Source organism: Ahrensia marina (genome assembly GCF_001293565.1).
GTDB lineage: Bacteria > Pseudomonadota > Alphaproteobacteria > Rhizobiales > Rhizobiaceae > Ahrensia > Ahrensia marina.
Genome location: NZ_JXMU01000007.1, coordinates 1 through 11,227 on the forward strand (window position 1 = coordinate 1; position 11,227 = coordinate 11,227).

The following is an 11,227-nucleotide window of genomic DNA, read 5'->3' on the forward strand; positions in this document are numbered from 1 at the left end:
CGTGCCAGTGTCGGCATTGCCGATATATAGCTCATTGGTATTGGTCCAATTGGAGCCAGAGCCGGTCACCGTCACCGTTCCGGCGCCGCCCGAAAAGACACTGATATAAGCAGCCGTATTGCTGACCGTACCGCCATTTTCGATGGTCAATGCGCCGGTGCTAAATTCGCCGACATAGAGGTCGTCGCCAATATTCCACGGACTTGCCTGCGTACCGCCACCACCGCCATTTACAGTTTCAGAGGCGTTACCAGTGGTGCCGGTGGTGTCGTCGATCACTTCTTGCGCAAACGACACCGGCGGCAAGACACCAACCAGTGCAGTTGTCGCCATCAGCACCAAAAAGACAGAGTGAACGGGCCGACGAGCAGACCTCACCCGGCGGTTTACATTTTCGTTGGCTCTTTTCTGCAATGTGCGCACTCCGGATACAGCTTTACCACCGCCTAGAATCAAAGCGGCCTGATCATTGCTTCAAGGTTTAGGAAAGCAGGCACGTCGACGCATGCGACATTTGTGCGATATAGCGGCAATTTTCTTCAGTTATTTCGTACGAACGCCAACAGTGACAACAAAGGCTTAGTTCAGCGCCGCGTTTACCTACGCACGATTTCACCACTCTGGCTAAAACGCTCAATGGGGTAGATGACGCCAATGGCGTCACCTTGCTTGATCCGGCATAAAAAGACGGTGTGCCGGAGGCTTACACTGCCTGCGTGGCCGGTGTTTCGCTGAGCGGGCTGGGACCGTGGGCGTTGTCGCCCGGCGAGCCTTTGAGGAACCCCAGTTCGACGATCATCCATAGACCCACGGCCACAGTCACCAACGTCACCACCGTCGCCCCAATGCCAGGAATCATGATCTGAGTACCAGCCAGTTCTTCAGCCGAATAACCGATCTCGAAAATACTCATGATCTGCAAGAGAATACCCGGTGCCACAAACACAATTGCCCATGGCATGGCTGACTTGCCTCGATCGTGAAGCCGCTTCACAATAATGGCGGACCAGAAATAGGTGATAACCAAGGCCATGGCGATTTGCACAAGCATCACCATGATGCCGTCAGACGCGGCCGCGTTCATTCCCGCCGAAGCGACGGGCGATATCTGCAACATTACCAACCCGGCAACGACCGCCACTGCAACCATCGCCAGAAAACCAAGCCAGAAGCCCTTGCGCGAAATGCGCCCGTTAAAACTTGTAAAAAGGTCCATTGTTTTCCACCCTTATTGTGATGCAGCGGCGCTATTGGGCGTGGCCCCAATGGTCAGTTTTCCATTTGAATCGAGCACAGTAAAATCGACGCGTCCCATAGTGGCACCGCCCACGCCATCGGCAGCAGCGGTTTTGAGCAGACTATCGGCAGCCTCGTCCCAGTCTACTGGTTCGTTGCCATTGATCGTTGCAGCAATCCAGGAAATTATCAAAGCTCCTGAGCTGCCCTCGCCGCCATCCCAAGGCCGGGTGGAAATATTCAAAAGCGACCCTTCGGGCTCGGCGTTGGTGATCAGCGTACGCCGCTCTCCGAGGCGATAAAGGCAACTGATGACTTTCTGTGTATTATCACCAGGTTTAGGGTTTCCCGCGCATCTGTGTTGCTCAAAACGCAACGTATTTCCTGCTGTATTGGAAGCAGCTGTGATTTGCTCAACGAGTTGATCGGCCGTTAGCCCCAGATTTTGGGCCTGTACCGGTGCTATGGCGAGCAAATTTGCTGCAGTAAAAAGTGAGACGATTGAGAAAATTGACCGTTTATTTAACATCGCAGTTCCTTCTGCTTTCGGCATGAGAATACAGCCTAGCGGACGGCTGATCATGCGACGTTTGTGCGATACTAAGCTGATTTTCTTTCAGATCGCTGTCACTGGATATCGTCGCTAAAGGCGAAGCACTCATTTGCAAGCGCTCATGATGGGAACGTTGCAGTTCAAATGGCTGGGACTTAGTCTAATCATCAAAACGCTCCAACATCACACAAACGTCGCATGCACAATTGCGATCGCGCGGGTAATTTTCTGAAGCAGGTGAGCCCTGAGAGTGGCAAGGAGAATGAAATGCGGAAATTCGCTGTCGTTTTTAGTACGTTAATACTCATTGGCGTGGCCGCTCCATCGCCCTCAGGTGCATGGGAACTGATCGGCAAGAAAAATGTCACCGACCGGCTGGACCGTGACATTATCTATAAACCCGGCCCGCGCCGGTTTGGCCAAATCAGACTGTGTGTCAGTCGAAATCCCGTGCGCTTCTACGATGTCGATGTGCGCTTCGCCAATGGCGGGCACCAAGACGTTAAAATCGCCCGCCGGATAAATCCGGGGCACTGCACACGCGCAATTGATCTAAAGGGTGGGCGTCGTGACTTGCGCTCTGTCAAGTTTCTGTATGAAGAGACCAGCCTGAAATTGCGACGCGCCACCGTCCGTCTTTTCGCACGTTAAATGGCTGCTAAAAACACTTCGTTGCCACCGATATGAAAAGAGACCCTCAATGACCCGTGCTATCTTTCCGACAGGGCTTTTGCTTTTGTGCTTCACTCCGCAACTTGGGTATGCGGATGACTGCCGCGACAGATTCACCCGATTGTTGATCCATGGCAATGGTGATGAACCAGTCAAAATTCATGTCACCCAAGAGATTGTGGGCGGCCAAACTTCAACCAACTATTTTTATCAAAGTGAACCTGGCCATTGGATGACTGAAATGCTCGTTCCAAAGAGCCAACCCTGGGTGTTGACCCATGACAATGTCATGTACTCTTCGCAGGACAAGGGAGAGAGTTGGACCGAACTCCGCATGCTCGACTCTGGGAACAATCAGGCAAATGCGAAAGACGGGCTACGCGAGGACGCCAAAACTGCAAATAATGCAGTCTGCGGCGAGGATACGCTGGACGGCGTTGTTCACGACACCGTTGAGGCCGATTATTTATCACAGCGGGGAGCGGTAACGGAAGTTCATGCCAAATATTGGGTGGACCGCGAAAGCGGCTATATTACCAAGACATTCTATCATATGAAAAATAACGGCTTTGAAAGCATGACCACACAGCTCATCGAGCGCGCACCGGACTTGATACTGCCAGTTCCTGAATAGAGGGGCTGAAGATTGTGCTACCATATCATGCGCATAAAACAATACCCACGCCTGCTCTGCTTGTGCGGTGGACAAGCCTTGTCTACAAGTAATACGTCAGCCCTAAAGCGTAAGTTGGCATGCGGCTGATGAGCATGGCGCACAGACTGTTTTCATGCGCCGGAGTAATTCACGTGTGGACAGAAAAGAAACAACAGATCGTCGCGCTCGCTCTGGAGACGGTTTCCAACTCGGCCAAAGTCGAACACTTCATCAATGAACTTTCGGCGATCTACGATATGTCGATAGAGACTCGGCCGCGAGAGCGTTCCACGGGTGCTGAGAAAAAACAGATACTTGATGTCACTGATGCCGAGTATCATTTCGAAAAGGCGGCAAATGCATTTATGCGGCTCTGGCGCAATGACGATGTCAGATCGCCAGCAATACGTGACGCCGGTGATGTCGTACTGCTGGACAGCAGCGGGACTGTCGTTTCAATACAATTTCAGGGTGAACATGAGCCTCTTTTCACTATCGGTGAAAGCGTGTTTTCAACACCCGCTGATGCGGATACTGAATATGCGTTAGGAGAAAGTCTGAAACAGATCGCGCGTACCGATTCAGAAACCGGCTTCAGTATATTTCCTTTCTACGCATCAGACGGCCAGCGCAGTTTATGGGCACTTTCTTCTATTCGGAGGCATGACAGCAATGCTGTCGCCCGGCTTATGCGTATTGACTTCGAATGGTCACAGGCAGCAGGCGCTGCAATGGCAGATGCGTTTGGCCTGTCGGACTCCGAGCAGGCAGTCCTAAAAACGCTTGTAAGAGGCCAGAGCTTGTCCGACCTCGCGCACAGCCGTCAGCGCTCGATTCAAACAGTCCGCACGCAAGCCAAATCCCTTCTGGCAAAAACCGGGGTTGGCTCGCAGCTCGATCTTATTAGGCTGTTTGCAGCGATTACATTAACCACGCCGGAAATTACAGCGGCGACACCCAGCCAGCCGGACAATCCGACACCAGCGGGCAGCCTTTCTCTTACGCTACCAGGCAATCGGCAGATACAGGTGGATATTCACGGCCACCCAACCGGTCACCCTGTGATTTTTCTGCATAACATGTTTTCCGGAACCGTGATGTCGCCTCCCGTTATTGAGGCCCTGAAGCGGCACAGAATCAAGTTGATATGTCCATGGCGCCCCGGATTTGCGATGTCCACGCCATACGCAAACAAACCCCATTCGCTTGAGCAGGCATTCGTGTCGGATCTTGAATTCGTGCTTGATGCACTCGGTGTTGAAAAAACGATTGCGGTCGGGCACATGTCTGCGGCGGTGTATGCGGCCGCGACGGCAGCATTGCTGCCAAATCGCGTTCACAGCGCCGTTGCAATTGCCGGATTTCCTCCGTTCCTAAACCGCGATCACATCCATCGTCTGCCGGCATGGCCTCGCCTTTATGCCTATACGGCGCGTTATTTTCCAAAAGCGCTTTCCCTCCTTGTACGGGGAACATTTGGTCTGTTGATCGACAATCGGTCTGAAGTTTTGTTTAATAACCTCTACGCTTCGGCGCCGGTCGATAAGAACGCCTTATCTTCTACAAGCGTTAGGACGCTTTTTCTAAATGATTTCCGCCGAGCCTTTCAGCAAGGGACCGGCAGTTATGAATACGACGCCACTTTAGCGGCTTCCGATTGGTCTATGTGGCTGAACAAGCTCGCACCGCGCACCATAACATTCGTTCACGGCATGCTGGATCCAGTAACGCCATTCGATTTGGTGTCTGAAATCGCATCAATGCGCGCCGGGCTTGAAATATTATCCATTGATAATGCCGGTCAACTTGTTCTCCATCAGGCTCCCGATGAGGCCGTGAGCCTGATAGCGCGTCTGGTTAGGCAATAGTGTGAGAATTGATGAGACAGTATAGTCGATACTAAAACGAACTGCTGCGCTTATTTGGCATGAGATACCCTGCATGGGGTAAGCGGTAGCGGTCACAATAAGTTACTCCCAACTCGCGGGGATCTGTCAGGGCAAGGGCCGCAATCGCTTATGAAGAGCTATACTCTTCAGGTTGGCGATAATGACAGAATCGCAGCGCCCCGCTGCTGTTAGGCAAATAAGGGGGGAAGCGATGGCGAGCGCGACTGAAATCGTCGGAAAAATTTACGATGCTGCTTTCGATGCTGAAATTTGGCCGGAACTGCTATGCACCATTGCCGATTATACCGGCGTGAAAAATGCCGCGCTCGTCGCCACTGATCCACATATCAATTATTCGTCGGTCGTGACGCCGCGCGCGGACCCGCAGATCGTCTCAGACTATGCAAACTATTGGTGGGAGCATGATCCTACTGCTGAGGCAACGGCAAAAACAGCAGTCGGACAAGTGACCAGTCTTGACGATACTGGTCGTAAAAAATTCTTTTCCAGCTGTTTTTACAACGATTATTGGTGCAAAACTGGCTTGGGTGCAGAGCGGATCGCCACCAATCTGTTCACCGATAACGGTGGGTTTGCCAGCTTTGTTCTGCAAGCATCCTCCCGCCGCGACGAGATCGAAAACGATACAAGACGCCGCTTCATGCTTCTTATCCCGCACTTGATCCGTTCGGCTGACATTGCGCGCAAGCTCCAGCGAATAGCCTTCGAGAAGGCAGCCCTGAATGCTGGCTTTGGGACGCATCAAACAGGCACCATTATCGTTGATGCCATGCGGCGCGTTCTTTTTGCTGACGATGCAGCTGAGCAGCTCTTTGTGGCGCGCTCAGGTGTAAATGTCGTGAAGGGACGCATCCAGCTTAACAATCGAAATGCCGATTGCGCACTGACCGCAGCCGTGAACGCTTGTTCCGAAATGCGGTTTAGTTCGCCAGTTCGACGACGGATTGAACTCAATCCAAACCACACAGACACTAATATTGTCATCGATATAAACCCTTTCCGCATCGCGGGAGTTGCGCCCGGTGAACCGCGTCCTGTCGCAATCCTGCTTATTGACGATCCTGGCCTCCGCCGGCGTCAGCACGCTGACGCATTACAAAAGATATTCAGCTTCACCCCCGCTGAGGCAAAGCTTGCGCTCGAAATGCTTAAAGGAGATGGACGTGCCGCAGCGGCCGAACGCTGCGGTATCTCGATCAATACCGCACGCACGCAGCTTTCAAGCATATTTGAAAAAGCCGGCGTGACGCGGCAGGCTGAGCTGATCAAGGTTCTGATGGTACACGGAAAAGCATATTGACCGTGATTGCCATAACAAATGTCCGTGATTTCACGGCCAAATTGATGGTCTCGCATGCGACATTTGTGCGATGTGCAATGATTTCAGTTGCTGTAGTTTCTTATCAGGCTGGGATCGGAAAAACTCTGTGAGGCACCAAAACATGAAAATATTTGTGCATCTGGATGGACAGGTTTTCAGGAAAGAGCTTCGACAAGACTTGCTCCGCGCCAGAGCCCATACGGCCGGAGTTGATAATGCCTGAAACAACGATCCAACATGCCGCTGAAAATATGCACCCAGATGGTGGTGCCAAAATACTGCGTTATTTCAGCACTTTCCTTTTCGTTATGGCGCTTTTTTCGTGCCTGGCGCTTGCTTTTCTCAGCGTCGATGCGGTTCGCATGGTAATCTTCGGAGCCGATGGTCAGGCAACGATTGTCGACATGCGCACGGATACCTATCGCACCGTTCGCACCTATGGCGGTGGTAGCGGCACTGTTTTGGATGCGAGGATGCGAACCGATTACTACGTGACCTACAAATTTGCTGTTGATGGTCAGCAATTTCAGCGCGAACGCAGAGTTTCGGAAGCTTTCTATCGAGAACTTTCCACAGATGAACAATTCCCTGTCCGCTATCTCTTAGGCAACCCGGAAGAAAATTACATCGACAGAAATTGGGTTTCGTGGAGCATAATTACGCCCGCACTTATCGCAATTGTCCTGTTCGGAACAGGTTACCTTTTTCGTCGTGTCGCAAAAATTGCCGCCAAAAATGCAGCGCTAAACCAAGAAGATTCTGCCAATTAATTTAAATTGTTCGGCAAGTTGCTGCGTGGCATTTCTTCACAGCCGGAAGGTATCTTATCATGTTTATCTTCATACCAACTTGGAACTGTTGGTTGTTGCGAACGCGTAATGGAAAACGTGAAGCTTCATGGCGTATGTGGTTCCTATTGTTCCTGCTACCGATAGCATTCTTGTGCGCCTGCCTCTATCTGACCGCAGGTGTCCTTTTATTTTACAAGAATGCAGAACGCACGGTCGGCGAGGTCACCCGAGTATATGAACGGCAAGATTCCACGCCTTGGTCTGCCAGTCAAATGATCTATAGTCCGGTTTTCCTTTATGAATTCGCAGATGCCTCTTTGACAGAGGCCAGCGCAGGGCAATCTTCTCCCAATTGGAATTTCGAAGTCGGCTCGTATCATAAGATACTCTATCTTCGCGGCCGGAAGGGTGAGGTCAAGCTCGACAATTTCGAGGCACTTTGGGCATTGCCTTTGATAATCGCCGGAGTTGCCGCCGCGTCTTTGTTTCCATCCATTCTCGGTGCCATGCTTTTGCTGCGATGGCTTAGAGAATGCGGGTAAGGACCGGCATTTATGTCTGGCCCTTACCTGCTGCCGTCAAGATGACGCTTCTTCTAATTGGCGCATCGTAATTTATACCGGAACCACTATTCTCGGGTCATGTTCCGGCGCATCAAGCGGCAGATGGTTTTCTTCAAGAATTAAGATATTATCCGCGGCGATAATATCGCTCTTGGTTTTATAGCCGATAACATCTTCAACAGGCATATCGATGTGACGGGCCATCAACATTGTTTCCTCGGAGGAAAAGTTCGTCAGGCCGCGGGCGACTTCTGTGCCTTCTTCATCATAGACGTGGAGCACATCGCCTTTGGTAAATTCGCCCTGAATTGAAATGACGTCGTTTCTGCTAATGCCGCACTCGCCGGCAGCAAGCAATGCGGCCACTTCTTTTGAAACGACCAGTGTGCCGGATACTTGCAGCCGGTTGCTAAGCCAGACTTTAAGAGGCGTTGCGGTTTCGCCGGTGACAAGGCAGCGGGTATAGCGGCGTTCGTTTTTCAAAACAGATGAAATCGGGCGCTCGATGATGCCGTCTGCAATAATTGTTTCTACGCCCGCATGTTGAGCCATACTGGCCGCTTGCATTTTGGTCAGCATACCGCCGCTACCCAAAGCACTGATGCCTGTGGTTGATTCCAGATGCTGGCTGACATCTTCCACTTCTGCAATGAATTGTGCATCCGGATCAGAAGGATCGCGATCGTAAAGCCCTTCAACACTGGTCAGAATAATTAATAAATCGGCTTCAATCATCTGGGCAATTTTTGCAGACAGGCGGTCATTGTCGCCAACGCGAAGATCATGCGTGGCGATGGAATCATTTTCGTTGACGATAGGCATTATACTGCTTTCAAGCAGACGCACCATGGTGTTCTTAATGTTCAAAAACCGTCTGCGTTCCTCCATGTCACCTGCCGTTACCAACATTTGGGCAACGTCCATGTCGTGCTCTGAGGCGACCTGCCGATAGGCGTTCATCAATAATGGCTGCCCGCATGCAGCGGCCGCCTGCTTGTCGGTGATGCCTGCATCTTCGGGGCGTTTGCCGATCATGTTCAGTCCCAAGGCGACAGAACCGGACGATGTTAAGATGATGTCATGGCCCTCTTTTTGTAACTGCGCAAGATCGCTCATCATGCCATTCATAAAGGCATATCGCAGGGTAAGTTTGTCGCTGTTGGCCAGCAGACTTGACCCGATCTTGACAACAATTTTTTTCTTCTTTGGCACAATGACCTCCGGTAATATTTTGATTTACGGGCAAATTATGTGAACGCTTTGTGTCGATAGATATCGAATTGTAACAATGCCCTTTATGCGGTTCGCTGGTGTATAACACGCACCCGGCGTGTAATTGCAAGCTGCTGCGCGTTGTACCAAAGGCAAATGCGCGGTTGCTTGAGCAAGGTGTAAACTTGTCAGCCTCGCCGGAGCGAACTTAAAGCGCTCATTTGTGATGCCTTTATGGCGCTGGTTGGTTTGATATGGCGTTTATGTCTTTCATTGCATCTGCGGCAATTTCAAACGAACGGATGCGGGCTTGATGATCATGTATCATGCCTGTCAACATTAGCTCATCGGGTTGGTGTTTCTCGATGATTGCTTGCAGTTCCCGCTTTACAGTTTCAGGCGAGCCGGTCGCAGATAAAGATAAAGCTTGCTCAACCTGCATTAGAACGGCGTCAGAAATTTCGGTATCGATATCATCGAGCGGGCGCGGAAGCTTGCCGGCTTTGCCGGAGCGAAGCCGGGCAAAAGCGATCAATTGCGACGAGCGCAGGAACATTGCTTCTTCGTCAGTTTCCGCGCCACACACACCTGCGGCTATCATGGCATATGGTTTTTGCAAATATTCCGAAGGCTGAAAATTGTTGCGATAGATGGCCAATGCCTGTTCCAGCATGGCAGGTGCAAAATGGGATGCAAAAGCGTAAGGCAGTCCCAAATAGGCCGCCAATTGAGCACCGAACAAGCTCGAGCCAAGTATCCAAACGGGAACTTTCGTACCCGCTCCGGGAATGGCGCGAACGCGTGCGTCTTCAGGCGGGTTGTCAAAATAGCTGATCAATTCCTGCACATCTTGAGGAAATGTGTCTTCAGGTGCCATGTGCCGCCGAAGCGCGCGGGCGGTCGCCATATCAGTCCCCGGTGCGCGTCCGAGCCCGAGATCAATCCGGTCAGGATAAAGCGTTGCAAGGGTGCCAAATTGTTCAGCCACCATCAGCGGCGCATGATTGGGCAGCATGATGCCGCCGGCACCAATGCGCATGGTTTTGGTTGCTGCGGCCACATGGCCGATAACAACTGCTGTAGCAGCGCTGGCAATGCCCGGCATATTGTGATGTTCAGCCAGCCAGTAACGATGATAGCCGAACCGCTCGGCGGCGCGCGCCAAATCAATGGTATTGGCCAGCGCATCGGCGGCGGTATGGCCTTCTGAAATAGGCGCAAGATCAAGAAGTGAAAAACGTTGCATAGAGGCTCTCTTTTGCTCTTAGCTATGAAGCGCAAGCGCCCGTTTCAAGCACGCCCTGCAACGTTCGCGATAACCGAGTTGGCATATTTGATGGGGACGGCGATGATGTTTCCACAGCTACAAATTTCTAGTTTGTGAAAAACAGAAGTCATATCCATAATGGTCTTCCGCCGCATTTATGAGGCGGAATGCTGGGAGGCTTATATGGATATTCTTGTTTCGGTGGTGCTGCCTTTAGGTTTGGCATTTATCATGTTCTCGCTCGGTGTCGGCTTGACCGTTGATGATTTTGTCCGCGTTGGTAAGCAGCCAATTGCGTTTCTGGTTGGTGCATTTAACCAGATTGTTTTGCTGCCGATTGCGACATATTTTCTCGTCATCGGCTTCGGGATAAGCGGCGAAATTGCCGTCGGCTTTATGATACTTGCGGCCTGTCCCGGCGGCGTTACAAGCAATATCATTACGCGTATGGCCAAAGGTGATGTGGCATTGTCAGTTTCGCTTACGGCGGTGATCAGCCTTGCGAGCATGATTACTGTACCGGTCATCCTCGGTATTGCGCTTAACCGGTTCATGGGCGAAAGCGCACCGCAGATCAATATCGTGTTTGCGGCCATGACAGTGTTCGCCTTGACAGTCGTTCCAATCGTGATCGGCATGATGCTTAAATCAAAATTTCCCGCCGCTATGATGCGCAGCGAACCTGTGTTGTCAAAAATCGCGATTGCCTTATTTGTGATTATTATCGCTGCTGCGATTGCGGCCAATTGGACGCTGTTTGTTGAAAATGCGCAATTGCTGGGCCCTGCGCTGGTTACATTACTGATGGTATTAACAGCTCTTGGATATTTCGTGCCCCGGCTACTTGGGCGAAGCCGCCACGAAGCCAAAACCGTTTCCATCGAGACAGGCGTTCAAAATGGCACTTTGGGTATTGCCATTGCGGCGATCATTGTTGGTGGTGGTTCAGGTTTTAGCCCTTATGCATTACCTTCGGCCGTTTATGGCATCGCGATGTATCTGATTATTCTGCCTGTTATTTTTGTTTATCGGCGCATGGACTAACGC

The 11,227-nt window shown here is 51.4% G+C and carries 12 protein-coding genes; 7 read left to right on the plus strand and 5 right to left on the minus strand.

The annotated features are described in order from the left end of the window. From SU32_RS05340 to SU32_RS05350, 3 genes are all read right to left on the minus strand, one after another. Positions 1 to 333 (minus strand): hypothetical protein (locus SU32_RS05340; protein ID WP_144421049.1); only part of this gene is annotated, 333 nt, incomplete at its 3' end. Positions 334 to 703: 370 nt separating this feature from the next. Next, positions 704 to 1,216 (minus strand): DUF805 domain-containing protein, encoded by a 513-nt coding sequence (locus SU32_RS05345; protein WP_053998323.1) that lies wholly within the window; start codon positions 1,214 to 1,216, stop codon positions 704 to 706. Between the two features lie 12 nt (positions 1,217 to 1,228). Next, positions 1,229 to 1,765 carry a hypothetical protein gene (locus SU32_RS05350; protein ID WP_144421042.1) on the minus strand — a complete coding sequence of 179 codons (537 nt, stop codon included), beginning with the start codon at positions 1,763 to 1,765 and terminating at the stop codon, positions 1,229 to 1,231. A 291-nt stretch (positions 1,766 to 2,056) separates the two neighbouring features. Here SU32_RS05350 and SU32_RS05355 point away from each other — a divergent pair, with 291 nt between their 5' ends. The 6 genes from SU32_RS05355 to SU32_RS05380 all read left to right on the plus strand — a co-directional run bounded on the left by SU32_RS05355 (position 2,057) and on the right by SU32_RS05380 (position 7,680). Next, the gene (locus SU32_RS05355; RefSeq protein WP_053998325.1) at positions 2,057 to 2,440 is read left to right on the plus strand and encodes a hypothetical protein; all 384 of its coding nucleotides are present in this window, start codon (positions 2,057 to 2,059) and stop codon (positions 2,438 to 2,440) included. A 49-nt stretch (positions 2,441 to 2,489) separates the two neighbouring features. Then, a complete protein-coding gene (locus SU32_RS05360) occupies positions 2,490 to 3,095 on the plus strand; it encodes a hypothetical protein (protein ID WP_053998326.1) in 606 nt (201 codons plus the stop codon). A gap of 173 nt (positions 3,096 to 3,268) precedes the next feature. Then, complete coding sequence (locus SU32_RS05365; protein WP_053998327.1) at positions 3,269 to 4,984, plus strand: bifunctional helix-turn-helix transcriptional regulator/alpha/beta hydrolase; 1,716 nt, start codon at positions 3,269 to 3,271, stop codon at positions 4,982 to 4,984. A gap of 232 nt (positions 4,985 to 5,216) precedes the next feature. Then, positions 5,217 to 6,326 (plus strand): helix-turn-helix transcriptional regulator, encoded by a 1,110-nt coding sequence (locus SU32_RS05370; protein WP_053998328.1) that lies wholly within the window; start codon positions 5,217 to 5,219, stop codon positions 6,324 to 6,326. 236 nt (positions 6,327 to 6,562) lie between these two features. Next, on the plus strand, positions 6,563 to 7,117 hold the full coding sequence (locus SU32_RS05375) for a DUF3592 domain-containing protein (RefSeq protein WP_053998329.1): 555 nt from the start codon (positions 6,563 to 6,565) through the stop codon (positions 7,115 to 7,117). 92 nt (positions 7,118 to 7,209) lie between these two features. Next, entirely contained in the window at positions 7,210 to 7,680 is a 471-nt protein-coding gene (locus tag SU32_RS05380; protein WP_144421043.1) for a DUF3592 domain-containing protein, read from the plus strand. 72 nt (positions 7,681 to 7,752) lie between these two features. On the opposite strand, the gene proB is transcribed toward SU32_RS05380, so the two are convergent. Beyond that, positions 7,753 to 8,913, minus strand: coding sequence for a glutamate 5-kinase (gene proB, locus SU32_RS05385; RefSeq protein ID WP_053998331.1), 1,161 nt, complete (start codon positions 8,911 to 8,913; stop codon positions 7,753 to 7,755). 232 nt (positions 8,914 to 9,145) lie between these two features. Next, the gene (locus SU32_RS05390) at positions 9,146 to 10,159 is read right to left on the minus strand and encodes an LLM class flavin-dependent oxidoreductase (RefSeq protein WP_053998332.1); all 1,014 of its coding nucleotides are present in this window, start codon (positions 10,157 to 10,159) and stop codon (positions 9,146 to 9,148) included. 204 nt (positions 10,160 to 10,363) lie between these two features. On the opposite strand from SU32_RS05390, the gene SU32_RS05395 reads away from it, so the two are divergent. Continuing rightward, the gene (locus SU32_RS05395; RefSeq protein ID WP_053998513.1) at positions 10,364 to 11,224 is read left to right on the plus strand and encodes a bile acid:sodium symporter family protein; all 861 of its coding nucleotides are present in this window, start codon (positions 10,364 to 10,366) and stop codon (positions 11,222 to 11,224) included. Positions 11,225 to 11,227: the final 3 nt, after the last annotated feature.

What these genes read in the sequence shown, in the direction of transcription:
- SU32_RS05360 (WP_053998326.1), top strand. Translation starts at nt 2,490, where the DNA reads ATGACCCGTGCTATCTTTCCGACAGGGCTTTTGCTTTTGTGCTTCACT.
- SU32_RS05345 (WP_053998323.1), bottom strand. Translation starts at nt 1,216, where the DNA reads ATGGACCTTTTTACAAGTTTTAACGGGCGCATTTCGCGCAAGGGCTTC.
- SU32_RS05350 (WP_144421042.1), bottom strand. Translation starts at nt 1,765, where the DNA reads ATGTTAAATAAACGGTCAATTTTCTCAATCGTCTCACTTTTTACTGCA.
- SU32_RS05355 (WP_053998325.1), top strand. Translation starts at nt 2,057, where the DNA reads ATGCGGAAATTCGCTGTCGTTTTTAGTACGTTAATACTCATTGGCGTG.
- SU32_RS05390 (WP_053998332.1), bottom strand. Translation starts at nt 10,159, where the DNA reads ATGCAACGTTTTTCACTTCTTGATCTTGCGCCTATTTCAGAAGGCCAT.
- SU32_RS05370 (WP_053998328.1), top strand. Translation starts at nt 5,217, where the DNA reads ATGGCGAGCGCGACTGAAATCGTCGGAAAAATTTACGATGCTGCTTTC.
- SU32_RS05395 (WP_053998513.1), top strand. Translation starts at nt 10,364, where the DNA reads ATGGATATTCTTGTTTCGGTGGTGCTGCCTTTAGGTTTGGCATTTATC.
- SU32_RS05375 (WP_053998329.1), top strand. Translation starts at nt 6,563, where the DNA reads ATGCCTGAAACAACGATCCAACATGCCGCTGAAAATATGCACCCAGAT.